The following is a 24,702-nucleotide window of genomic DNA, read 5'->3' on the forward strand; positions in this document are numbered from 1 at the left end:
TCCGAACGGTTATGTGATCCCCTGCCTCGAACACGAGGTGGGGGATCGCTTTTTAAGGTCGCTGTGCGTCGCATGGCTGCAAAGAGGGTGCTACGTGCGTCGATCGAGCAACATGCATTCGGCGGACAGGCGACGACTGAGCACCCCGGAGCTCGAACACACGCGCGGACAGTCGGGGCATGGTCTTGCGACAGCGGACCTCGCTGCCGAAGGTGACGACGAGATCACCGGTCGTCGCCGTGTCATTCCGGGTCGACGTCGCGAAGATCCGGTCGAGAGCGCACAGGCCGCACATCGCCGGTCGTCGTTCCTCGTGCATGCGAGCTCGATGCTGCTCTCGATGTCGTTCGACCCGGCCGAGACGCTACGCAAGCTCGCGACGATGACCGTTCCTACGATCGCCGATGCATGCACGGTGGTCATGACCGACGAGCGCACGGGCAAGCTTCGATGTGTGGCCAACGTCTGGTCGGATCCGAACAAAGACGCGCTCGCGAGCTCCATCCAGGAGCGCTACCCGGCCGAAGAAGACACTTCGGTCGGCATCGGTCGGATCATCAAGACCGGCGTTGCCGAGCTCCACTCCGTGTTCGATGGCGCGATGGTGTCGCGCATGGCGCGCTCGCCCGAGCACTTCGAAATGCTTCGCGCGCTCGGTATTCAGTCTCTGGTCATTGCGCCGCTCCAATCAAGACGAGGCGTCATCGGTGCCCTCGCCCTCTTCTCGGTCAGCGAGGGGCGGCGCTATCAGACGACCGATCTCGAGATGGCCGAGCAGCTGGCAGCGAGCGCCGGACTCGCGGCCGAGAACGCGCGCCTCCATCAAGCCGAGCAACGTGCGCGCGCGACGATCGAACGTACCGCTTCGCGCATGCATCGCCTGCAAGACATCGTGACCGACCTCGCAGCGGCCATGACGTCGGAAGACGTGGCGCGCGCCGTGATTCAGCATAGCCTCGCAGCGTTTGGTGCCGCGGCCGCCACCATCTGGACGCTCGACGCCGCAACGAACGTCATGCGGCGTCGCAACTCGTCCTGCGAACACACGCTCGACGAGCCTCGCGACGTCGTCTCGCTCGATCGCTCGACGCCCTTCACCGAGGCGGTGCGCGAGAAACGCCCCATCTTCGTCGTCTCGCGCGACGACTTCCGGCGCAGGTATCCGAGCGAGCCGGAGGCGGCCGAACACCTCGACGGCTTCGCCTGCCTGCCCCTCGTGGTACGCGGCGAAGTGTTCGGGACCCTCGTCTTCTCGTTCGACGGTCGCCACGTATCCGACGACGACGAGCGCAAATTCATGGTGCTCGTCGCGAGCTATTGCGCGCAGGGTCTGTACCGCACGCATGCGTACGAAGCCGAAAGGCGCGCGCGCTCGGAGATGGCGCTCCTCTACGCATTCGTCGACGCCGTCAATCGCGCCACCACCATCACCGACGTCTACGATTCCGCGCTCGACGCCATCCAAGGTGCCCTCGGCGACGTCTCCTGCGCGATCGTCCTCTACGCCGAAGGCGGGCTTCCTCGCTTCAAAGCCTGGCGCGGGATCTCCGAAATCTTCCGGCAGACGTTCGACGGCCATTCCGCATGGCCGCGCGAGGGCAAAGATCCTCAGCCGCTCTTCGTCGACGACGTCGAGACCGATCCGCGTATGGCGGTCTACCTCCGTCAGCTGCATAGCGAGAACGTGGGGGCCGTCGCGTTCTTCCCGCTCGTCCACAATGCCGCGCTGCTCGGGATGCTCGTCGTCGGGTCGAGCGTTCCGCGTCGCTTCGAAGACGACGCCGGGCTGATGCAGACCATCGCCGCGCAGATCGCACAGGCTGTCGTTCGAAAGCTCTCCGAAACGGAGGCGCAAGCTGCGCGCGCGGACGCGGAGCACGCAAGCCGCATGAAGGACGAATTCCTGGCTGTCGTCTCGCACGAGCTTCGCACGCCTCTCGCGTCGATCACGGGATGGGCCAACATCCTCCAGACCGATCGCAAGAACGATCCCGCGATCCTGGCCAAGGGGCTGGCCGTCATCGAGCGCAATGCCAAGGCGCAGGCGACCATCATCGAAGACATCCTCGATGTGTCGCGCATCATCCGCGGGAATCTCGTGCTCGATGCGAAGCCCGTGTCGCTCGCACCGGTCATCGTCGAGGCCATCGAATCGCTGAAGACGTCCGCGACCGCCAAAGAGATCGACGTCGAGTTCGACCCGGGCGACGACCCCTTCTCGCTCGTCGGCGACGCCGAGAGGCTCCGTCAGATCGCATGGAACCTCGTCTCCAACGCCATCAAATTCACGCCGGCGCGCGGCAAGGTCCGCGTGCGACTACGACGCGAGCTCACCGCGATCGTTCTCGAGGTCTCGGACTCGGGCAAAGGCATCCAGCGCGATTTCTTGCCGTTCGTGTTCGACCGCTTCCGCCAGGGAGACAGCTCCACCACGCGCCGTGAGGGCGGACTCGGGCTCGGCCTGTCGATCGTGCGTCAGCTCGTCGAGCTCCACGGCGGTCAGGTCGGCGTCACGAGCGACGGCCCGGGGCTCGGCACCACGTTCCACGCGACCTTCCCGGTGCGTGCAGTCGCCGCCGAGCCGCCGCACGAACGACTCATCGGCGAAGGCGATCCCACGGTCGGCGAGCGGCCGTCCGCGCAGTCCTGGTCCGACATTCCGGATCTCGGTGACCTACGCGTTCTCGTCGTCGACGATCAGGCCGATGCGCGCGAGATGCTCACGACCGCGCTCGAAGCCTACGGCGCAACGGTCGCCGTGGCCGGCTCGGTGCACGATGCGCTCGGAGTGCTGCGGGCCTTCGAGCCTCACGTCATCGTGACCGACATCGGCATGCCCGACGAAGACGGCTATGCCCTTCTTCGTCACGTGCGCGCGATGGATGGTTCCCTGAAGAGCATCCCCGCCGTGGCGCTCACCGCTTATGCGCGCGCCGAAGACGCGAGGCGATGTCGTGAAGCCGGCTTCGAGTCCCATGTCACGAAGCCCGTCCGCCCCGAGCACCTGGCGCGCGCCGTGGCGAACACGCAAGTTTCCAAGGCGCGTGCCTACAGCGCAGCTCAGTTGCGCTGACTGAATAGTCAAACGGAGTTCGCGACAGACTTGCTCGGGCCACGCAAGTGGTGGCCGCAGTAAGCGCCCGTGCTCAGGGGAAACCTTCCGCCTCTTTGCAAAACTGCTTGGCGCGGTCGCTGAGCACGCGGTTCTGAATCGGATTGCCCTGACCATCGACGACGGGCACACGCAGCCAGGCCACGATGCACCGGTAACCAGGATCGTCCACGGCCATCGCCGGACCGCCCTTGTGTCGTTCGAGGCGAAGGGGCTTACGCAAGAAGAGCAGCTTGTCTGGATTCTCGCCCTGCGTTGCCATGAGACGCGTCATCTCTTCGGGCTCGAGACCGACCAGCGCCTGGAAATTCGCGACCTTCTCCTCGTCTTGCGTGGGCTGCTGACCGGAGATGAGCCCGCCGTCCTGGATGGATCGGAGGCGAAGGCCCTCGCGGCTGTACACGCGGTAGGCTCGCCCTGGCTGACCGTGGCAATCGAGTGAGCCGCAGCGGCGGTTCAGATAGTAGTCGACGTTGTCCTTGTAGATCTGGAGATCGGGGACGATGACCTCGGTGACGCGGTCGACGTCGGGCGTGCTCGCGCACGACGACATGGCGACCACGCTGAGCATCCCTCCACCGACGAGCGCCATCATGCAGGCGTGGAAGCCGACGGCCATGAGGCTGCGAGCGCGGCTCATAGGCGATCCTCCGGACAGAGCGTGACGCGCGGCAGGTCGTTCGGGCACGACGGGGGCGTCGGTACCTTGTTCTGATCGACCTGAGACTCCTCGTCGTACATGTGAATCTGGCCGGACGAGGCGTAGTCGCGAAGTCCTTGGATATGGCAATTGGCACACGACGATTCGCGACCGATGTGACTCGTCATGCGGCGCGTGGCGAACGTGGACTCGTCGGTGCCGGGATTCTTCGTGCGCTCGATCGAGACGAGCAGCGGGAAGGTGATGTCCGGAAAGTCACTCTCGCGCACGAAGAAGTTGCCGTTGCAGTTCGTGACGAAACAACGTGAGCGCGTCTTGGCGTCGAGGATGCGGACGTAGGCCTGATCGACTCGACGGTTGTAGTCGTCGGGGCCCCAGAAGATCGTTCCTGCGAGCGCGAAGACGCTCTTGGCCGGACCGTTCTTGGAATGGCAGAGCGTGCAGGGCTCGCCGGGGCGGTGATACTCGGTCTCCGGCGGATACGCGGCCGAGTTCTCCTCGCCGAGGCTGTCGACACCGGCCTTGTGAACGGGGTCGAGGTTGCAGGAGTAACCGAACGAGGCCACGCCGATCATCGCGGCGAGCATCGAGAGACGATGACGAAGGGACTCTGATTGCATCTCAGAACTCCACGTCGAAGCCAACGGAGCCATAGACCGCGGTACGCGTGGTGACGTACAGCGACTTCAGGTAGCGCGTGGCCATCACGTCGCCGACGAAGGTGATGCCGTACTTGGCTTCCCCTTCCGGCTGACCGATGCCGATGCGCATGCCGCCTCCCGCCGTGCCCGTGAGGAGCGGCGAGAGCTCACGATCGCCCGTACGGTACGTCGGAACGATGACGCCGCCGCCGGATTCGACAATGGCCGAGTAGGCGAGCTGGTAGAAGTTCGCGCCCGTCTGAGCGTGCAGGCGCAGGTGCGGCCACACGCGGAGGTGACGCGAGAGATCGACCATGTAGCGCGCGTCCGTGGACGACGCCTTGATGGCCCAGGTGTCGGCATAGAAGCGCTGCTCGACGCGCAGCGTGGCGCTGTTCATGCGCTTGTTGAAACGCACGCCGAGCGCGTAGCGATTGCGCTCGGTGGGGAGCTGCTCGAGCGGCTTGATCGGCAGACGCGATCGATTGACGAGATCGACCGTTGCGCCCTTCGGCATGAACGGAGCCACGTTGTCGGGATCGAACATCGCGACGTAGCGATAGGGCTGCGATTGGTCGCCACGCTCGATCTGCAGTGTGCCGCCCACGAGGAGAACCGACGTGGGCGAAAGCACGAAGGTGACGCCGGCTTCGAACTCGTGTGTGTGGAGCAGCCCTTTGAGATCGTTGAAGTCGTGGAGCCAGTTGTTCGGCCCTCGACCGATGTGATCCTGGCTGTAGGAGTAACCAATCGACGGCGTGATGAGCTTGTCGTGGAAGTCCCCCGTGAGGCGCAGGCCGCCCGTGTAAGAAACGTAGTCGGGCGCCGACGACATGCTGAGGCTCGCCTGGGCGCCGTAGAGTCCGGGCTTGTAGCCGCCGGTGACGCCGCCTCCGTAGCGATACTCGCGGAACGGCGGAGAGGCCGACGCCACGATGTCGGGCGAGGCCGCGCTCACGGCATCGACGATGAAGTTGCCGCCGACGTTCCAGCCCGCCGTGGGGGACACGATCGAGGCATTGAGGGCGGGCGTATAGACGGCGACGGAGTTCGTGTCCGAATAGCCGGAGAGCTCGCCGCCGAGGCGAATGACCAGGTTCTTCTGGTTCTGGGGGAGGCACTTCTGGACCTCCTCCTGGCTCTTCGCCTGGAGCATGCACTTGATCTGCCCTGGCGTGATGAAGTCGTTCGCCGGCGGCTTCAACGTGATGTGGACGGTGACGAGCTCCTTCTCTTTGACGTCGTACTCTTCTTCGAACGTCGATTGGAAGCCGTTGACCGTGCCTTCGGCGACGACCGTGTGTTTGCCGGGGTCGACCGAGAACTTCTTGGTGAGCGACTCGTTCGGAACGGGCCGATCGTCGAACCTCACCTTGAGATCGGGCACGCCCGGCGGAGGAACGAAGGTGACGTGAGGAATGCGGTCGAGCAGCTCTTTGACGCGCGTGCGCGCAACGCGCATGACCGCCGCGTCTTTCTTCTGAATGCCGACTTCGAGTGCCTTCTGCGCGTCTTTGAGTGCGTCGACGAGTTTGCCCGTGCGGCTCTCGCACGAGGCGAGGTGCAGGCGCGTACGCGGCATCTCTTCGATCTTGAGCGCCGCCTTGTCCTTCTCGATGCACTCGTCGAGGTGGCCGTCCTGGTCGGCTTTGAGTGCCTCTTGAATCAATTTGATGGCGGCACCGACGCCGCCTGGCGGAGGCTCTTCGCTCTCGTCTGCACCGGCGGCGGCAGGTGCTGCAGCGGCAGGGCCGGAGGGAGCGGCCGTGGGTTTGATGGCCGCGGGCGCTGGCGCGGCAGGCGCGGGGGCAGGCGCAGGCGCAGGCGCAGCCGCTGGTTTCACTTCTTCGAATTGCGATTTGATCGATGGCGTAACTCCCGTCGACGGGAGCTTCGCATTCGGGTCCGAAGAGAATGCGCTTTTGAAGTTCTGTTTTGCTTCGTCGACTTGACCGAGTTGCGAAGAGACCATGCCGAGCGAGACGTAGATCTCGGCTTTGACCGGACCGGAGCAGCCTTTCTTGAGGCAGATCGTCAGCTGGTCTTGCAGCTTCTTCTTCGCGGGCCCGAGACTACCCGGGTAGTCCTCGGACATGACCTGATGGACTGCGTCGCGAACGGCATCGTCGGCGGCAGCACGCGCGAGCGGCGTCGTGAAGAAGAGCACCGCTCCCATGAGCAGAGCGAACAGCCACGCACGCCAATGGCCACGAACGATTGGACGCGGTTCTACGCACGAACCACGCCGTGGATGGCCCATGTCGCGTGGCCCCGCGATGAGGCGCGAAATCACGTCCTCACGCTAGCGGAACTCAATGAGTTACGCGCAGTATTTCTGTTGCACGAAAAGGTTCCGACACGCTCGGAATCGAGCCGCGAGTACGCACTCAGTTGCAGCCGCAACCACCGCCTCCGCCGCCGAGGCCACCGGCAGCGCCTTCGGACACGGCGCGCACGTGTGAGTCGAGACCAATCGAGATCTCGTCGGTCGTCATCGTCGGATGCGCGAGCATCCCACGCTCGTAGGGTGCAACCTTCACGCATCCCGTGGCGAGCGCCGCCATCGTCGTGAACACGCAGACCTTGGCCACTGCCAAAGTCATCGCTCCAAACTTCGAGTTCGGGAGCGACTCCGAGAGACCAGGAAGGCGTGAGCGAGTGGCCATCGTCTCTCGAGTGTAGCGGGGCAGACTCTCGCCTCAAGCCGTAAATTCAGCAGTGGATCGACGTCGATCCGGTTCGCGCCTGGTCCATGCGTTCATGCGCGCTCCATCCCAACGACGCTTTCGCAACATCAGAGGGGCATGTCTAACCCTTGCGTCGAATACGCCCGGAGGGCCACAATCCGGGCATGCGTTTCGCTCGCTCGTTCAGGGGGCTGATCGCCGCGGCTTCGCTCTCCTGTTGCGTGCTCAGCGCGGGCCTCGCGGGCTTCGCGAGCCTCGGTGCATGTACGACGGACTACCAGAAGGGCGTCGACGATCCGAACTACGGAGATCCGAATGCGCTGGCCGGTCTGACCCAACCCGGTACGTCGGAGAACAAGGCGGCCGAAGCCGGAGCCAGCAGCGGCCCACTCTGCGTCGCAAACGGCGGAAGGCTCGTCGACGCCGGCACGTGTGCGGTGAGCTTTGCGAACGAGATCCTACCGGCGTTCGCTGCGGCGAACTGCGCGCTCGTCGGGGGCTGTCACGGCGGCGTCACCCCCGCCAACCAGCCACCGATCGATACCGCCAACGCGAAGGCAACCTGGGACGCCTTCGCCAGCCTGCAGATCAACAACGGCGCATCGGGAACGCTGACGTACATCAATCCGTGCTCGACCGACGACAAGCAATCCGGCATGGCCTGCAACATGTACGCGACGGGTTATTGCGGCGTGCACATGCCGTCCGGCGGGCAACTCGATCAGGCGGTCATCACCAAGATCGAGACCTGGTTGAAGTGCGGCTCGCCCAACAACTGACCGCCGGGCCGCGAATCGCATCGGGGCTTAGCCGGGCCGTCGTGCGTCGGGAGAAAGCTCGTCCGCGACACGCCCGTGCGATTCGGATGACACGTGTAGGACGCGAAGCGGTGAGCTAAGCTCGCGCGCGCAATGGACCGGATTCTTGCGCGACTCGAGCGAGGCTTTCTCGGAAAGCTCGCGATTGAACGCCTGACGACCTTCATCGTCGGCGGGATGGCGATTGCCTTCGTCCTGATTCAGGTTCGCCCCGAGCTCTACGGTGCTCTCGAGCTCGACCCTGCGCTGGTCGCGAAGCAGCCCTGGCGGGTCGTTTCGTACCTGTTCTTGCCGCAGTCGCTCTCGCTCTTCTGGGTGTTCTTCGTCCTCTACTTCTTCTGGATCATGGGGACGGCGCTCGAGCAGGAGTGGGGCGCGTTCAAGTTCAACGTCTACTATTTGATTGGCGCGCTCGGCACGACCGCCGCCGCGCTCATCACGCGCGAGCCCCAGGGTAACTTCTGGCTGAACACGTCGGTCTATTTCGCGTTCGCCACGCTCTATCCCGACTACGTCATCACGCTGTTCTTCATCCTGCCGGTTCGTATCAAGTGGCTCGCGCTGCTCCTCGGCGCGTACATCGGCTGGAACGTCGTCATCGGCGATATCGGCACCAAGGCCGCGATTCTTGCGGCGTTTGCCAATTACTTCGTGTTCTTCGGCGGCCATCTGATGGCCCTGCTTCGTGGTCGACGGCTCGTCATGAAGCAATCGATGCGACGTGCGTCGATCCGCTCCGCCGGGCCCGTCGTCACAGAAGGACGCTCGTGCGCGATCTGCGGCGCGCGTCAGGACGACGGCGCCGACATTCGCGTCTGTTCGTGCGAGAAGTGCGGGGGCAAGCCTCGCGACCTCTGCCTCGAGCACGCCCGCAATCACTGAATCAGCGCGCGGTCACGTCACGCTGAGCACGACCTTGCCGAAGCCTTCGTTGCTCGCCACGTAGGCGTGCGCGGCAGCCACCTCGGCAAGGGGCATCACGCGATCGACGACGGGCGTGAACACGCCTGCCCCGACGAGCGGCGCAATGTGGCGCGCGAGAAGCTGGCCGGCGGCGATTTTCTCCTCGAGCGGGCGCGAGCGAAGCACGGTGCCGGTGACGGTCAGGCGGCGTGAGAGGACGCGGCCGAGGTCGAGGTTCGTCCGGTTTCCGGCCATGAGTCCGACCAACATCAAACGGCCGCGCTGGGCGAGGGCGTCGATGCTCTCGGGCACGTAAGCCCCTCCGACGAGCTCGAGGCACACGTCGGCGCCGCGTCCGTTCGTCAGATTGCGAACGTCGCTCGCGAACTCCGGGCTCTTGTCCTCGCGAACCTTGGGAACGATGCCGTGACGGAGACCGATCCCCGCGGCCTGAACGAGCTTCTTTTCGCCGCGCGCCGTGCCGATGGCGTCGGCGCCGATCGCCCTGGCGATCTGAACGGCCGCGGTTCCGACGCCGCTCCCCACCGCGTGGACGAGGAGGGTCTCGCCGGCCGAGAGCCCTGCCTGCGTGACAACGGCGTCGTAGGCCGTGATGAAGGCCTCGGGAATCGCGGCCGCGTCGGTGAACGAGAGGCCCACGGGCATCTTGGCGAGCGTTCGCGCGTACACCACGACGGCTTCGGCATAGGCACCTCCGCCGACGAGACCGAAGACGCGCTCGCCCACCGAGAGGTCGAGCACGCCAGGACCGATGGCATCGACTTCGCCGGCAATCTCGAGGCCCGGGATGTCGGCAGGTGCATCGGGAGGCGCCGGGTAGTGGCCGGCGACTTGGAGCAGATCCGCGCGGTTGACGGCCGTCGCGTGGATGCGAACGCGAACCTGGCCCGGGCCTGGATTCGGTGTCTCCACGTCACGAAGCTCGAGTTGGCGGTTCCCTGCCCCTTCGACGATGACGGCGGCGCGCATGGCCGCCATGCTCGCGAGGCGAACCACGGCCGTCAACGGTGCCGGCGCGGACCGCATCCGAACGCGCGCGCCTCGACGGGCCGAACAACGCGACCAAGCACCCTCCCCGCGCCGCGATTCGTTTGGTAAGAAGCTCCCCACATGTCCGTCAAGCCCGTGCACCGGCCGATCGCGAGGAGCTTCAAGAAGAAGTGGGTGAAGGAGGCTGCGGCTCATGTCCGCGCCGGAGGTCACGCCTTCGTCTGGGAGACCGACAAGCGCGTGCTCTTCGTCTTCCAGGAGCCCGCCGAGGACAACCCCGACGACTTCGGCGCTTGGGGCATCTACGACATGGCGAAGTGGAAGTGGAACGTCGAGACGCGCGGCGCGCTGAAGGGCCTCGCGTGGACGCTCGTTCCGCGTGACTGCCTCTGGATTGCCAAGCGCCGCGTCGAGCGCGACTCGATCCACCCCGGCCCCACGCGCAAGGTCGCGTTCGACTGCACCGACTGCGCAGCGTGCTGTCGTGACAACGAGGTCATCCTCCAGCCGTCGGACGTCGAGCGCTTCAAAGAGGGTGGCCGCCCCGAGCTCGCCAAGCCGCCGTACGCGAGGCGTGACAAGGACGGGAAGTTGGTCCTCACGCTCCTCCGCAACAAGCGGTGTCGCCATCTGCAGCAGGACAACCGCTGCGGGATCTACGAGCTTCGGCCTCATCCGTGCAGCGAGTTCCCGATGGGCAGCGAGTGCTGCCTCTTCGCGCGCGAAGACGTGTTGAAACTCTACGACGGCCTCCTCCCCGAGGCCTGATCCAGGCACAAGGCCGGGAAACGACCGACTCCCGCCTCTCTATTCCCCGCCGATCCCCGCAAAAATAGCCGGCCGATAACGTCACGGCCGGCTTGCACTCGGGCGCGGCCCGTCGGAAAGTTCGGGCGCTTTGCGTCACGGGTCGCCGTTCGTCACCGCTCTCTCCCAGGTTCTCCTTCTCGGTGCTGCGCTCGGCGCGGGCGAGGGGTGCAAGCGTTCGTCTTCGGCGCAAGCCGACGGAGGCGAAGCCAACGCCGAGGGTGGCGCGGAGGCCACCGAAGCCAATGGCGCGGGCAAGGCCACGCTGACCGACGCCGACGGCGGCGCCCCGCCCTGGAGTGGCCCGGTGCTCTACGCGTTCGGCGCCATCGCCCCCATTTTCAGCGCCACCGAGTGGCCGCCCAAAGATCCGAGCAAGACGAGCGACGATCGCAAAGACGTCATCAGGCTTGGCTACTTCCGGCGCGGCGAGAAGGTGGCCGTCAAGCCCGACCCCATCAAGAAGGCCAACTGCGAGGGCGGCTGGTACGAGCTCGTCACCGGCGGCTTCGTGTGCGGGAAATTCGCGACGGTCGATCCGAACCACAAGGAGCTCAAGACCGCTCCTCATGCGCCGTTCATCGATCGCGATCTGCCGTTCGACTATGGGCTGAACCTCACGCCCGGCACGCCGCTCTATCGGCGCGTTCCGCTCAAGGCCGAACGTAAAACGTTCGAAAAGACGCTGGCCATCGGCAAGGGCGTCAAGTCGAGCGACATCGCCAAGAAGCTGAAGGCTGACGGCGAAGAGGTGCCCGCATACCTCAAAGGCGCGGACGACGCGAAGACCCACGTGGGCTTCGACGACCTCAAGGGCGAGTCGTCCCTCGTGGCCGAGCGCATGCTCAAGGGCTTCTATCTCGCGCTCGACAAGAAGGTCGACGGCTCCTCGGGCAGCTTCTGGCACACCGCCTCGGGCTATTACGCGCCGAAGGACCACCTCATCGTCCACGAGACGAAGAAGGAGTTCGAAGGCATCGACTTCACCGCCCCGGGGGAGACGCGCAAGCTTCCCCTCGCGTTCATCGTCAGCCCTCGTGCGCGCGAGTGCAACGTCGAAGGCCCCAAGGTCACGCGCCACGAGAAGATCGACCGCTTCACGATCCTCCAGCTCACGGGCAAGCGCGAGGTCGTCGACAACCGCAATTACTGGGAGACCGACAAGGGCTTCTACGTGCGCGACATCGACGCGGCGATCGTCACGGGCCCGTCCAAGCCTCCGGCCGATCTCACGCCCGGCGAGAAGTGGATCGACGTCGACCTGCGCCGCCAGTCGCTCGTGGCGCTCGAAGGCGAAAAGCCAGTGTACGCCACCATCGTCTCCACCGGCCGCCACGACGACGATCCGGCCAAGGATCACCGCACCGTCGAAGGCTCGTTCCGCGTCCGCGAAAAGCACGTCACCACCACGATGGACGGCGACGCGGCGGCCGACGGCACGTACCGCATCGAGGACGTGCCGTGGGTCATGTACTTCGAGAAGAGCTACGCGCTACACGGCGCCTTCTGGCACTCGATGTTCGGGCGCGAGAAGAGCCACGGCTGCGTGAACATCATCCCGCACGACGCGCGGCGCATCTTCCTATGGGCCGGCCCCGTGCTTCCCGAGGGCTGGCACGGGGTCAAGGCCACCAAGGACAACCCGGGAACCCGGGTCATCGTCCACAAGTGATGTGAGGGGCTCTAGGGCTTGAGGAACGTGATGAACGCGGCGCAGCCCTGTCCGCTGAGCTTGATGACGAGCGGCGCGCCCGGCTTGATCTGAACTTCGCGGCTGTCGGTCTGCACTTCGGTCACCGTGCCGACCTTCGGGATGTCGAGGCTCGGAGGGTTGGCCGTGGCGCTGTGCTGGAACGGTGAACGCATCGTGGTCGCCGCGGAGTTGCCGACGAGAACGTCGAGCGAGACGTCCTTCGCGCCGAACGCGAGGACGTGCACGTCGGTACCGCGCCCGGTGACCGACATCTCGCTCTGTGCCGCGCTGTTGCCGAGCGGAACGATGCGCTTGCCGACCAACTGGAAGCCGAGCGGCTTGCCGTCTTCGCCGGTCTTCGCCTTCATGGTCGCTTCGACGTCCGCGAGGAGCTTCTCGAGAGCCGCCTTGTGACCTTCGTCACAGGCGTTCTTCTTCCCCTCTTCGGCCGTCAGCGACTCGAGGGCCGCGGCCTGCGTGGCGGTCTTGTCGGGCGCGGGCCCGGCGTCGGCGGCCGTCTTCGTGGACGGACTGTTGGTCGAGAAATCAGGGACTTCGGACGGCTTGGACGAGCCACCGCAGGCCGCAAGGGCAGCCACGGCAGCGATCGCGGAAACGAGGACGAAGCGGCTCATGATGCGAACTCCATCGCTCGTTTCCCGTTCGGTGGCAAGGTTCGAGCGGGCGTGCCGAACAAGCTCGGCCAAGCCGCCCGCCTTCCCCGCCCTACTTCTTCGCGCCGCCCTTCTCGGCCGCCTTGTCCGCGGGCCTCTCGGGCTTCTCGGGCATTTTGTGCGTTGGCTTCTTGTCGCCCGACTTTTCCGCATCGTCGGCCTTTGCCGTCGCCTTGTCGGAAGCCGGGGACGCAGCGAGAAGGGCCTCGAGGCGTGACTTGGCGAGCGCAACCGTCATCGGGTCCTTCGCGGCGCGTTCGACGATCGCCCGGCCTTCTTTGGCGTCGAGACGAACGAGGGCCTCGCCGACGCTTCCCACGGCGGTCGCCACGTCGTCGGTTCCGGCCGTTCCTCGGTAGATCGCGAAGAACTGACGAAGCGTCGGGAGCTCGTCCTTCGTGGCGAGCGTGGCAAGGGCGGCGGCGTTGCGACGAACGTCGTCGTCGGTGTTGGCCGGGTCGAGCAGGTGCGCGGCGAGCAGCGGCGCGCCACGCGTCTCCTTCATGGCTGCGAGCGCATCGGCGATCGGACCGACCGGCGGCGAAAGAAGCGTGTCGCGGAGGAAGTCGTAGTGCTTGCCGAGCGCGGTGAGCATGTAGCTCGCGCCGTTGCGACGCGTGGCGAGGGCCGCGCGCGCGTCGGCGATCAGCACCGGAGCCGCGCGCGGATCGGAGGCGATCTCGATGAGCGTCTTCGTGGCGCTCTCGTCCTCGAGGGTCGCGAGCTCGCGAAGCAAGAGGCGCTGCGCGGTCGCGAGCGTGGCCTCGCGGCTCGCCACGGCCTCCGCGATCTGCGCACCGAGCGACGGCCCCCCCTGTGCGGACGGCGCCGTGAAGGTGTCGGCATGGGTAACGCAGCTCTTGATGGGCTCGCCGAGCGACTTCTCGCTCGAAACCTGGCCCGTCTTGGCGTCGAGCACGACGATCTTGCCGAGCTCGTCGCAGAGGACGACGCCGTTGCCGACCGCCTCTCCGCCGATGACGTCACTGCCGTGCGTGTGCACCCACGCCAGCTGCCCGCGCGACGTCTCGAAGCCGAGCACGAGGCGGAAGTAGCTCGCGTAGAAGCGGCCCGAGTCGATCGCGAGGGGACCTTCGGGGCCGCTCGGACGAGCGAAGAGGCGATCGCGGTCGCGCGCGTTCGCAACCGGGGGAAGCTTCTCCGTGCCGGGCACGAGCAAGCGCGGCGTCCCGGGGAGCTCGCGACTCGGAAGGCCGACGCGATTCGCACCGCCGCCGGACGCGAGCCCGATCTTCTCGTCGAAGCGCACGAAGGCGGCTTCGCCGAAGTAGAGCCCACCGCCGATGGTGGTCGCGCGCGAGACCTTGTCGCGGAGAACGACGCGCCCGAGCTCCTCGCCGCTCGTCACGTCAATCGCGCTGACGTACTGGTTCTGCCACGGCACGAACACCACGCCGGCGACGATGGCCGGATCACCGAGCAGCTTGTCGGTCTCGAGCTGGCGCTTGACCGCGCCGTCACGTCCGACGACGAGCATCGCCGAACCAGTGCCGCGCGCGAGGGTCACGACCGTGGCCGCGCCATCGTCACCCGCGCCGAGGAGCGCGGCGCCGCCCGTGGGGCGAGCCCAGAGCTTCTTGCCGGTGGTCGCATCGAGCGCGAAGACTTCGCCCGCGCCCGAGCCGACGACGACACTGCCCGCGATGACGGGACGCGCATCGAGCGGATGCTCGAACGTCCAGTTGGATCCACCGTTCAGCGGCGCGCCGATGAGTTTGTCGGCGCGAGGACCGGCCACCGCGACGACGAGATCGGCATTGGCCGTGGGCTTCGCGCCGTGGAGCTTGGCGCGCACTTCGTCGATGCTCTTGCCCTGGTCGTCGAGCCAGTTCGTCGAGAACAAGCTCGGACGCGAGGAGTCGCCCGCGCACGCCAAGGTGCTCGCGCCGAGCGAGAGCGTGAGCGCGGTCAGACCGACGAGACGCGAAAGCGTGGAACGAAGGCGGCTCATTTCGCACCTCCCGACGTGGCGAGAACGGCTTGGTCGATGGCCTGCCGGACGCGGCCCGACATGCCCGCCGCTTGCGCGCGCTTCTGCACGTCGCGCAAGAACTTGTTGCTCTCGATCGTACCGAGCTCGCGAAGGCGCCCGATGACCTTCACCTTGGCGTCGTCGTTGATCTCGGTCGACGGACGGAAGAGCACCTGGTCGAGGCCGCCGGTGACGACGTCGAACGGGAACTTCCCAAGCTTGCCGGCGAGCTGTTCGCACTGCTCGACGCTGCAGAGCTGGCCGATCGATGCGGCGGCTTCGTTCACACGATGATCGAGCGCGAGGAACAGCTCCGAGACGGTGTCCTTGGCCTTGAGCGCACCGAGCCCGCTGGCCGCGAGGCCACGCACCATGGCATCGGAATCGGAGAGCGAACGACGGAGGGCAACCGTCGCCGCGTTCCCCTTCGTGCGCGTGAGCGCCTTCACGGCGGCGCGTCGAATCTTCGGATCACGATGCGTGGCGTACTGCGCGAGGGCTGCGCTCCCCGCTTCGGACTCGAGCTCGCCGAGCGTCTCGATCGCCGCCTCGGTGAGGGGGAGCGAGAGCCCACGACCGAGCGCCTCGGACACCGCAGGTGCTGCCGCCGCGCCGCGCGGTCCGGCGATGCGCACGTCGTCGAGGCCTTCGCGGATCTGCGCTTCTTCGCCCGAACGGATCTTCTGCATGGCGGGCGCCACGTCGGCGGCAGGAGGCGGAGCGTCCGCCTTCTTGGTTCCCTTGGCAGCTGCCGGAGCGGCCTTCGGCGCCGGTGCTTGTGCAAATGCCGGCGCCGTCAGGACGGCAGCAGCCAGTACGAATCCGATGGTTCGACGATTCCCAAACGCGCGCATGAAGCCCCCGAGGCTGTGTTGAATCGGAGTGGACGGAGTCCAGCATGGCTGGACGGAGTCCACGTCGGTCCAAGAGGACTCGGCGAATGCCGAGCCGCATTGAAAGGGTGCAAATACCACGAAACTCAGCCTTCCTTTCTCGATTCTCCCCGCATGGGCCGCCACTTTTCGCAAGCGTGCGACGCCGGCTTGCCCGTGCTAAGCGCAGAGCGATGTCGGAAGCGCCGCCGCCCCCGGATTCGTCCAATTCCTCCAAGGGGGAGTTGGAGCCTACGGGCGCGCCTTCGAGTCACACGAGCGCCCCTCCCCCGCGGCCGCAAGCCGAGCCGGTCGAGCCGTCCATCGATAGCATCCGGACCGTCGAAACAGGCCGGGTGCGTCCGAGCGGATTTGCGGCACGGCCGTCACCCGCACGTCGCCCGCGCTATCTCGTCGTCGCGCTCGTCGTCTCGCTCATGATGGGCGCCGGGCTGTGGACCGAGGGCTGCAGCACGCTGGCCTTCTACCGCGGTGAGACGGACTACAAAGCCGTGCTCAACGCGCCGATCCGCGACGAGGCCAACCGCGCTCGAGCCGACGAACGCTACGAACATTTCACCGAGGTGGCCGACGCCGCGCGCAATCGCGTCGTTCCCATGGCGGCCGCAATCTTCGTCCTCGGCGCCTCTATGCTCGCGCTCTCGGCACTCGGTCTCGGCGGCCGGAGGAACACGCGCCACGCGCTCGTCCAGGTCGTCGGGGTTCAGGCCGCGGTCGTGCTCGCGCAGTACTACCTGACCAAAGACGTCCGGATGGCGAAGCTCGACTGGCAGCTCGAGGGCGTCCTCATCCAGCAGCAAGAGGCGCTCCCTCCCGAGGAGTTCGCGAAGGTCGCGCCCGGGATCGAGAGCGCTCGTCAGGTCTACGGACCGTTCTGGCTGTTGCTCCAGACCACGGCGAGCGGCCTGGTCCTCCTGGCACTCACGCGACGGCGCTCGCGCGAGTTCTTCGACGTCGCCGCGAACCCCGCCGAAGAAGGCCCGTAGCCTCGTAGCTCCTCTCGCGCGGGCATCGACGTGCTATGTGCACGCTCGATGGGGCGCATCCGGAAGCTCTCGGACGAGCTGGCGAACCAGATCGCCGCCGGCGAGGTCGTCGAGCGTCCGTCGAGCATCGTGAAGGAGCTCGTCGAGAACTCGCTCGACGCAGGCGCCACGCGCATCGTCGTCGACATCGAGCAAGGCGGGCGAACGCTCATTCGCGTCACCGACGACGGCGAAGGGATGACCGCCGACGACGCCGTCGCCTGCTTCGATCGCCACGCGACGAGCAAGATCGCGAAGATCGCCGACCTCGCCGCGCTCGGCACCTTCGGCTTCCGCGGCGAGGCGATCCCCAGCATCGCCTCCGTCTCGCGCCTGCTGCTGCGCACGCGGCCCCGCGGCGGCAACGAGGGCGTCGAGGTCTACGCCGAAGGAACGGGGCCTGGTCCCGCGCAGCCCGCGGGTGGCGCCGTCGGCACCACGATCGAAGTCCGCGATCTGTTCTTCAACGTCCCCGCGCGCCGGAAGTTCCTCAAGGCCACGGCAACCGAGAGCGCGCACGTCGGCGACGTGATCCTCGGCGCGGCTCTCGCACGTCCCGACGTGACCTTCGTGCTCTCACGCGACGGCCGCGTCGTTCGCGAATACCTGCGCGCAGCCACCCGCGCCGATCGCGTGCGCACGGCCCTCACCGGCGAGAAGCTCGCCGAATGCCTCGTCGAACGCGGGCCCATCCGCGTCGAAGCGTTGCTCGCACCTCCCGAACGCGCACGTGCCGGCACGACCGGTCTCTCGTTGCTCGTCAACGGGAGGCACGTCCGCGATCGCCTCTTCGCACGCGCCGTCGCACAAAGCTACGGCTCCGTTCTGGAGAGCGGCCGTTACCCCGTCGGCGTGGTGTGGCTCGACGTTCCGCCCGACGTCGTCGACGTGAACGTGCACCCGCAGAAGGCCGAGGTGCGCTTCGCGGACGCGCGAGGCATCTTCGACGCGATTACGCGCGAGCTCGGGGCAGCGCTGTCGAAAGCGTTTGGCCTTCCGACGCTCGGAGGCACGCCCGGCGCTCCGTGGGCGCGTCCTCCCGGATGGTCCGCGGGCCCTCGCTCAGGTCCACCCGCGTGGGTCACCGCATCGCGAACCAAGGAATCCGACGCAAGCGCCGAAGTGGAGGTGTACGAGCCACCGCCGATGCCTCTCTTCGACGTGCGCGAGCCGATGGCAACATCGGCATCGACGTCGCGCGGCGAGCTTCCTCCGCCCCTGCCGCTTCCGACCACGAATCTGTTCGCGGAACGAAGCGAGCCTGCTGCGCCGGCGACGGATCTCTTCGGCGGCGAGAGCCTCTATGCCTCGCTCAGGTTCGTCGGCCAGGTGAAGGCCACCTTCCTCGTCTGCGAAGGCAACGACGGACTTTACGTCCTCGATCAACACGCCGCCGCCGAACGCGTCACGTTCGATCGCCTGCGTCGCGCCTATGCGAGCCGCGGGCTCGGCATCCAGAAGCTCCTTTTGCCCGAGGTCGTCGAGCTCACGCCGAGCGAAGTCGCGCTGCTCGAAGATCAAGCGGACGAAATCGCCAGCCTTGGCGTCGAAGTGCGCGCCGTCGGAGAGAGCGCCGTCGCGGTGCACGGCGTTCCCGATCTGCTCGCGCGCGCACAACCCGCCCGTATCGTGCGTGACCTCGCCGCCGAGCTCTCGCGCGCCGCCGGGAGGCCGTTCCGCGGCGCGATCGACCTCGTGCTCGCGACGATGGCCTGTCACGGATCGATTCGCGCTGGCGATGCCATCTCACGCGAGGAGGCCGAGGCACTCCTTCGCGCCCTCGATCAAGTCGACTTCGCCGGACATTGCCCTCACGGCAGGCCGGTCATCATGCGGCTCTCGTTCGGAGAGCTGGAGAGACGCGTTGGAAGGTAGTTCGGATTCCGTTTTCGCGCGCCGCGTCGACCGCGCCGTCGCGCTCGCCACCGAGAAGCCCTCGCGGTTGCTGGCCGTCGTGGGGCCCACAGCGAGCGGCAAGACCGATCTCGCCATTGCCGTGTGTGAGCGCATCGGCGGTGAGATCGTTTCGGCAGACAGCGTGCAGATCTACCGCCACTTCGACATCGGGTCGGGCAAGCCTTCGGCCGAAGAGCGCGCCCGCGCTCCTCATCATCTGATCGACTCGTTCGATCCGCTCGAGCCGATCGACGCGGTCGGTTACGCACGACTCGCCGAGGCCGCGATTGCGGAGGTACGTGCGCGCGGCAAAGTCCCCGTGCTCTGCGGCGGCACCTTCTTCTGGGTTCGCTCGCTCGTGCTCGGCCTGGTCGACACGCCTGCTGCCGATCCGGTCATCCGCGCGCGTCACAAGGAGATCGCCGAGCAGCAAGGTCGGCCCGCGCTCCACGCGATGCTCGCCGAGAAAGATCCCGCATCCGCGCAGCGGCTCCACCCGAATGACGTCGTGCGCGTGAGCCGCGCGCTCGAAGTCTTCGAGCTCTCCGGCAAACCCATGTCCGAGTGGCAGGCCGAGCACGGCTTCCGCGAGACGAAGATCGACGCGGCGCTCGTCGGCGTTCGCACCGAGCCCGCCGAGCTGACCGAACGCATCGCTCGTCGCGTCGACGGCTGGCTAGCCCAGGGCTGGATCGACGAAGTGAGCAGCCTCGTCGAGCGCGGCTACGGCAACGCGCGTGCGATGGCCTCGGTCGGCTACAAAGAGGTCCACGCCTTCGTACGCGGAGAGCTCCCGCGCGAAGCGTTGCGCGACGCCATCGTGCAGTCGACGCGTATCTTCGCGCGGCGGCAGCGCACGTGGCTCAATCACGCGAACGTCGAGTGGCTCTGAAAACTACGACGTAAACGGCCTTCCCTGTAAGGAGAGCGGCCCCCACGTGCTCCCACTCGTTGTGCTCGGAGACGTCGGAATTATGGGCTTGTCTCCGTGCGCCAGGTAAATTGTTGCGTCGCAGCGACGACAGCCGTCGCGCGAGAGGAGATGCGATGAGCCGTTGGACGCTCGGAATCGGGCTCGCGGTAGCGCTGGGTGCAGGCCTGGCGGTAGGCGCTTGTGGAAGTGACTCGACGGACGGCTCCAGCCCGACCGGCAGCAGCGGAGACAACGGTTCCTCCGGAGGTTTCGACGTCGACGGCGGCGGCGTTGCGGACGTCGAGTTCGACATCTCTCCGCTCAATCCCGTCCTCACAGCGACGGGCAGCCCCGTGTCGCAGCAGTTCCACGCGTTTGCAAAGGGCACGCAGCAGGAACTACCGGCGTCGTGGTCACTCGACGTCGGAACGCTCGGCGACATCCAGGTCAACGGCGGTCTCTTCACCGCCAACGGCTTCGTCGGCGGCGTGGCCATGGTCACCGCCAAGATCGGAAGCCGCACGGCGCAGACCTCGGTGACCGTCAACGTGTCCCTCGTCGATGCCAATGGTCTCAGCGCAGGAGATCAATCGGCTCTCACGGCCGGCGGCCCGCTCACGGGCGACTCGGCGTTCAAGTGGCTCTATCCGTACGACGCCACGGTCTTCCCGCGCGGTCTTCGCTCACCGCTCATCCAGTTCGCGGGTACGAATGCCGACCAGGCGCTCGTTCGCTTCCAGTCGAAGCACTTCACGTACGACGCGTTCTTCGGCGCATCGAACGGGCACGTCGCCCTCGACGAGAACCGCTGGCGCACGATTACGCAGAGCGCCTCGGGGAGCGACACCGTCAAGGTCTCGCTCACGAAGAAGAGCGGCGGCGTCGTCGTGGGTCCGGTCGAGGAGACCTGGACGATCGCTCCGGCGAGCTTGCAGGGCACCGTCTATTACAACACGTACGACACACCCCAGGCCGGCGGCACGGGCGCGATCCTCAAGGTACGCCCGGGGTCGAAAGACGACGCCGCGGTTCTCCAGGCGGGCTGCTCGGTCTGCCATAGCGTCGCGGCGAACGGCACCGTCATCGCGACGGGCATCGATTGGGGCGACGGCGACCCGAAGAACAGCGGCATGTTCTCCGTCGACAAGTCCGGCAACGCCACGGCCGGCCACGCACAGCCCAAGGGGGCTTACGCGTTCGCGGCGCTGACGCCCGACGCCAAATACATGATGACCCACTCGAACAACGGGGGCGGCGTCCGCGGCCTCACGAACGCGAGCGGCCAGTATTCGACCCTCGTCGATCCGACGACGGGCACGCCGGTCCCGGGCGTCCAGGGCTGGGGTGCGACGGAGCAGGCGCAGATGCCGTCGTTTTCACCCGACGGCAAGTTCATCGTCTTCAACGATCGCAAGGTCGACAACACGGGCAAGTCTCTCACGATGATGTCCTTCGACCAGGCGACGCTCACCTTCTCGGCCGCGACGGCGCTCTGGAGCGATCCCCACTTCGCCGCTTGGCCGGCATTCCTGCCCGACTCGAAGGCCATCGTCTTCCACTCCGGCTCGCGGTCGGACACGGTCATCGATTTCGGGACGCAGAAAGGGAACAACGGCGACATTTACCTCGTCGATGTCGCCACCAAGCAGCGCGCGGCGCTCCCCGCGCTCAACGGCTTCAACGGCACCGACACGGCGATGGGCACGCCATACCTCCCCTATGGCGAAGCAGCCGAAGGCCACCTGAACTTCGAGCCCACCGTGCTGCCCGTCGCGTCGGGCGGCTACTTCTGGGTCGTCTTCACGAGCCGCCGCTGTTACGGCAAGCTCCTGCCCGCGTCGACGGACCCGTGGGGAACCGGCCCAGGCACAGACGAGCGGAGCCCGCGCAAGAAGCTGTGGGTCGCGGCGATCGACATCAACCCGACGCCGGGCAAGGACCGCAGCCACCCCGCCTTCTACCTCCCCGGTCAGGAGCTCGGCACCGGCAACATGCGCGGCTTCTGGGCGCTCGACCCCTGCCACGCGAACGGCGAGTCGTGCGAGTCCGGTGACGAGTGTTGCGGCGGCTACTGCCGTCAGGCCGACGGGGCCGACGGCGGCACGGGGTTCGTCTGCACCGACAAGCCCTCGGGCTGCGCGCAGGACTTCGAGAAGTGCACGACGGCTGCCGACTGCTGCGGCTCGAACGGCAGCAGCGTCCAGTGCATCAACGGGCACTGCGCGTCGGGCGGCCCGAAGTGATGCGATGATCACGCGGCGCAACGCCGCCGGGTGTTGCGCCGTTCGTCGTGTCTGATTCGTTCGACGAGAGGCTGTACAATTTCCCCATGAAGTCGGCTTACGCGCGGGCGGTCGAGCTCGTCGATCGCCTGGGGATCTGCCTGGTTTTCCCGCTCGAAAACCGCGCGGAGCCGCCTTCACTCTGGAACGGCCTGCATCCCCGCAGCAAGATGCGCTGGGACTGGGACGAGAACGCCGACCCCCGCGTCGTGTCGCTTTGGCACTTGCGCGAGAAGCTCGCGCGCTCGGGCGACGTGGCCTACGCGAAGTGGTTCCGCGGCAGGGCCACGTTCTTCTCGCTCCCGGTCTTCCACGCGTTGCTCGGGACGTTCGCGAAGAAGCGCATCGACATCTTCCGTGGTCTGCCGCGCGAGTCGATGGACATCCTGGATCTGTTGCGCGAGAGCTCGCCCCGTTCCACGAAGCAGATCCGCGCCGACATGGATCTCAAGGGCCGTGCCTTCGAAAGCATCTTCACGCACGCCATGAAGGCGCTGTGGTCGCGCCTGCTCATCGTGGGCGTCGGAGAAGTGGCCGACGGCGCATTTCCTTCGCTCGCCGTCGCGGCGACGGAGACGATGTTCGAAGACGTCTGGCTCGCGCGCGAAGCCGTTCCCGGCGCCTCGGCGAAGAGGCTCGAAGACGTCCTCGCCAAGCACCCCGTCTTCGCCCGCGAGCTGAAGAAGACGACGGACGAGCTGAAAAAGCAGCCCCTCCTGCCGCTCGACGACGAGTTCGGCTGACGACCTACTTGGCGTCTTTGGCCCGGGTCTTCGTCGACGCCGAACGCAGATACGCGACGGCGTGAGCCACGTGGATGTCCGAGAACATGTGCCCGACCTGCTGCTCGTCGGCGCGGTACGGAAAACCGTGAGCCGCAAGCGCGCCCGCGAACGCGCGCGAGTGCGAAGCCGTTTGCGAGTCGGTCGCGCACACGCCGACGAACACCGGCGGACGCCGCGCGGGCTGGGCGATCGCCCCGAAGGGCGTGCCGCCCGCGAAGACCGCGTAGCCGTCGACCTTCGCGCGGTCACGAATGGCGAGCGAGCTCGTGAAGTACGCGCCGCTCGAGAACCCCATGACGAACACGTCGTCGAATGGACGGCCATTGCGCGCCTCGAGCTGCTTCTTGGCCGCCATCCAGGAGTCGATCAGCTTCTCTTCGACGTCTTCCGACTTCGAGCCGGGCCATAGGTAGCCGGACTCGCGCAGCGGTGAGCGCGGGAAGATCGCTTCGAAACCGCTCTGCTTGGCCTGACGCGCGAGCGCGCGTTCCTGGTTGAACTGCCAGTCGGTGTTCTTGGCGATCGCGCCGTGCAGGAAGATGACGAGCGTCCGACGACCGTCGCGCTCGTTGCCCGCGCCGACGTGGCAGATGTCGCTCGTCAGGGCGTCGAACTCGGGCGCGCACCACGGAAACGGGCCCGAAGGCTTGGACGCACCATTCGTGCTGGTCGACACACGCCCGAAGCGCTTCGGCGCGGCTTCGGCAGTCGGAAGCATGCACGTTACACTGAGCGCAACGCCGAGCACGACCGGCTTGATGAGACCAAATCTCGATACGGCAGAGTTGGGTCGCATGGGCCCGCGACCCTACTACGGCGACCTCTTGCACGGACCACGAATTTCGGGGCCCACGTTGGGCGAGGGCCCCGAAATTCATGGTCCTTTGCACAAGTCTGTCGCCACTCCGTTGACGATTCCCCAGCGCAACAGAGTTGCGCTGTCGGCACGCAAGCTCGAGAGAGCGGTCTCGCGAAACGCCTTCAAGGCAGCGCTCTCGGCGTCGATTTAGCGCGAAGCGCAGTACTGAACGTACGTCAGGCCGGCGCGTGCGCGGCGCGTTCGTCGGTGATGCGCTGCGTGCGAAGCCACGCTTGAAGCAGATGACTGCTGTCGATGTCGTTCGGATGGAATCCGGGACGGAAGTACTTCACCCAGAGCGGCGCCATCCGCGGGAAGAGCCCCGGCTCGATGAACCAGAAGCGAAGGAGCTGGCCCCACTCGCGCAGCGAGAAGAGCGTCCCGTCGGTGCGCATCATCTTCACCTGGTGCTGGAGCACCTTGCCCCAGAAGACCAGGCTGGCGATGACCATCGTGCTCACGCGCTCGTAGTATGGAGCGCCGGCGGCGATGTACACGTCGTAGGGAACGGACTTGTGCTCGCTCTCTTCGACCGCGTGCCAGCGCCACAACTCCGCCATCTTGGGATGCGCATGACCGAGCGCCTCGGGATTCTCGAGGAGCAAGTGGGCCATGATCGCCGTGTAGTGCTCGAGCGCGCAGGTGATCGCGAGCTGCACGCGCTTCGGGCTTCGCTTCTTCACGCGCTGGAGAAGCTTCGTGACGTCACGTTCGAGCGCCTCCGCCGGATAGCCCTGCGCCTCGAGCATCTCGTTGTAACGGGTGTGCTCGCGACCGTGGATGCCCTCTTGGTTGCAGAAAGCACGCACGGCTTCGCGGAGCGAATCGTCGGTCACGTAGCGATCGTGGGCACGAACGCTCGTGATGAAGAAACGCTCTCCCACGGGGAAGAACACCGAGAGGGCGTCGAAGAACGACGTGACCGATTTCCGTCCACCGTTCCAGTGGCGCGGAACGCCGTCGAGGTCGAACTCCACGTCGCGGACATTGGGAAGGGCCGTCATCGTAGGAATTCTCTGTCCGCCCGGCTTGCCGTGGCAGGTCGGCGC

General features: G+C 66.5%; 20 protein-coding genes. 10 read left to right on the plus strand and 10 right to left on the minus strand.

The window, feature by feature from the left end; all coding sequences use genetic code 11:
- Positions 1-13 precede the first annotated feature (13 nt).
- Entirely contained in the window at positions 14-3,073 is a 3,060-nt protein-coding gene (locus tag AKJ09_RS05180; RefSeq protein WP_146646068.1) for a GAF domain-containing protein, read from the plus strand.
- A 73-nt stretch (positions 3,074-3,146) separates the two neighbouring features.
- Here AKJ09_RS05180 and AKJ09_RS05185 read toward each other — a convergent pair whose 3' ends face one another.
- From AKJ09_RS05185 to AKJ09_RS05200, 4 genes are all read right to left on the minus strand, one after another.
- Positions 3,147-3,752: a hypothetical protein gene (locus AKJ09_RS05185; RefSeq protein ID WP_146646069.1), complete on the minus strand. Its 606-nt coding sequence runs from the start codon at positions 3,750-3,752 to the stop codon at positions 3,147-3,149.
- Positions 3,749-4,393 carry a hypothetical protein gene (locus tag AKJ09_RS05190; RefSeq protein WP_146646070.1) on the minus strand — a complete coding sequence of 215 codons (645 nt, stop codon included), beginning with the start codon at positions 4,391-4,393 and terminating at the stop codon, positions 3,749-3,751. Before AKJ09_RS05190 ends, AKJ09_RS05185 begins: the two co-directional genes overlap by 4 nt.
- A gap of 1 nt (position 4,394) precedes the next feature.
- On the minus strand, positions 4,395-6,590 hold the full coding sequence (locus tag AKJ09_RS05195; protein WP_146646071.1) for a DUF3570 domain-containing protein: 2,196 nt from the start codon (positions 6,588-6,590) through the stop codon (positions 4,395-4,397).
- 211 nt (positions 6,591-6,801) lie between these two features.
- Complete coding sequence (locus AKJ09_RS05200; protein ID WP_205633605.1) at positions 6,802-7,080, minus strand: DUF4266 domain-containing protein; 279 nt, start codon at positions 7,078-7,080, stop codon at positions 6,802-6,804.
- Between the two features lie 185 nt (positions 7,081-7,265).
- Here AKJ09_RS05200 and AKJ09_RS05205 point away from each other — a divergent pair, with 185 nt between their 5' ends.
- Positions 7,266-7,880, plus strand: coding sequence for a hypothetical protein (locus AKJ09_RS05205; RefSeq protein WP_146646072.1), 615 nt, complete (start codon positions 7,266-7,268; stop codon positions 7,878-7,880).
- A 132-nt stretch (positions 7,881-8,012) separates the two neighbouring features.
- Positions 8,013-8,801: a rhomboid family intramembrane serine protease gene (locus AKJ09_RS05210; protein WP_146646073.1), complete on the plus strand. Its 789-nt coding sequence runs from the start codon at positions 8,013-8,015 to the stop codon at positions 8,799-8,801.
- Between the two features lie 12 nt (positions 8,802-8,813).
- On the opposite strand, the gene AKJ09_RS05215 is transcribed toward AKJ09_RS05210, so the two are convergent.
- Entirely contained in the window at positions 8,814-9,839 is a 1,026-nt protein-coding gene (locus AKJ09_RS05215) for an NAD(P)H-quinone oxidoreductase (protein WP_240488395.1), read from the minus strand.
- A gap of 114 nt (positions 9,840-9,953) precedes the next feature.
- On the opposite strand from AKJ09_RS05215, the gene AKJ09_RS05220 reads away from it, so the two are divergent.
- Both AKJ09_RS05220 and AKJ09_RS05225 read left to right on the plus strand, forming a co-directional pair.
- Positions 9,954-10,601 (plus strand): YkgJ family cysteine cluster protein, encoded by a 648-nt coding sequence (locus AKJ09_RS05220; protein WP_146646074.1) that lies wholly within the window; start codon positions 9,954-9,956, stop codon positions 10,599-10,601.
- Between the two features lie 130 nt (positions 10,602-10,731).
- Positions 10,732-12,312, plus strand: a complete 1,581-nt coding sequence (locus AKJ09_RS05225) for a L,D-transpeptidase (RefSeq protein WP_146646075.1) — start codon at positions 10,732-10,734, stop codon at positions 12,310-12,312.
- 11 nt (positions 12,313-12,323) lie between these two features.
- Here AKJ09_RS05225 and AKJ09_RS05230 read toward each other — a convergent pair whose 3' ends face one another.
- The 3 genes from AKJ09_RS05230 to AKJ09_RS05240 form a co-directional block, all read right to left on the minus strand.
- A complete protein-coding gene (locus AKJ09_RS05230) occupies positions 12,324-12,968 on the minus strand; it encodes a hypothetical protein (protein WP_146646076.1) in 645 nt (214 codons plus the stop codon).
- Positions 12,969-13,059: 91 nt separating this feature from the next.
- Positions 13,060-14,979, minus strand: coding sequence for an outer membrane protein assembly factor BamB family protein (locus tag AKJ09_RS05235; RefSeq protein ID WP_146646077.1), 1,920 nt, complete (start codon positions 14,977-14,979; stop codon positions 13,060-13,062).
- Positions 14,976-15,854: a HEAT repeat domain-containing protein gene (locus AKJ09_RS05240; RefSeq protein ID WP_146646078.1), complete on the minus strand. Its 879-nt coding sequence runs from the start codon at positions 15,852-15,854 to the stop codon at positions 14,976-14,978. The genes AKJ09_RS05235 and AKJ09_RS05240 overlap by 4 nt, the downstream gene beginning before the upstream one ends.
- Positions 15,855-16,066: 212 nt before the next feature.
- Here AKJ09_RS05240 and AKJ09_RS05245 point away from each other — a divergent pair, with 212 nt between their 5' ends.
- From AKJ09_RS05245 to AKJ09_RS05265, 5 genes are all read left to right on the plus strand, one after another.
- Positions 16,067-16,879, plus strand: coding sequence for a hypothetical protein (locus tag AKJ09_RS05245; RefSeq protein ID WP_146646079.1), 813 nt, complete (start codon positions 16,067-16,069; stop codon positions 16,877-16,879).
- A gap of 48 nt (positions 16,880-16,927) precedes the next feature.
- Complete coding sequence (gene mutL / locus AKJ09_RS05250) at positions 16,928-18,793, plus strand: DNA mismatch repair endonuclease MutL (RefSeq protein ID WP_146646080.1); 1,866 nt, start codon at positions 16,928-16,930, stop codon at positions 18,791-18,793.
- On the plus strand, positions 18,783-19,706 hold the full coding sequence (gene miaA, locus AKJ09_RS05255; RefSeq protein WP_169927118.1) for a tRNA (adenosine(37)-N6)-dimethylallyltransferase MiaA: 924 nt from the start codon (positions 18,783-18,785) through the stop codon (positions 19,704-19,706). The genes mutL and miaA overlap by 11 nt, the downstream gene beginning before the upstream one ends.
- A 155-nt stretch (positions 19,707-19,861) precedes the next feature.
- On the plus strand, positions 19,862-21,970 hold the full coding sequence (locus AKJ09_RS05260; protein WP_146646082.1) for a TolB family protein: 2,109 nt from the start codon (positions 19,862-19,864) through the stop codon (positions 21,968-21,970).
- Positions 21,971-22,056: 86 nt separating this feature from the next.
- Entirely contained in the window at positions 22,057-22,752 is a 696-nt protein-coding gene (locus AKJ09_RS05265; protein WP_146646083.1) for an AlkZ-related protein, read from the plus strand.
- Positions 22,753-22,756: 4 nt separating this feature from the next.
- Here AKJ09_RS05265 and AKJ09_RS05270 read toward each other — a convergent pair whose 3' ends face one another.
- Together AKJ09_RS05270 and AKJ09_RS05275 are read right to left on the minus strand one after the other, a co-directional pair.
- Entirely contained in the window at positions 22,757-23,590 is an 834-nt protein-coding gene (locus AKJ09_RS05270) for an alpha/beta hydrolase (protein WP_146646084.1), read from the minus strand.
- A 239-nt stretch (positions 23,591-23,829) separates the two neighbouring features.
- Positions 23,830-24,657: a metal-dependent hydrolase gene (locus AKJ09_RS05275; protein ID WP_169927269.1), complete on the minus strand. Its 828-nt coding sequence runs from the start codon at positions 24,655-24,657 to the stop codon at positions 23,830-23,832.
- Between the last annotated feature and the right edge of the window lie 45 nt (positions 24,658-24,702).

Origin of the sequence: Labilithrix luteola (assembly GCF_001263205.1) — a bacterium.
GTDB lineage: Bacteria > Myxococcota_A > Polyangia > Polyangiales > Polyangiaceae > Labilithrix > Labilithrix luteola.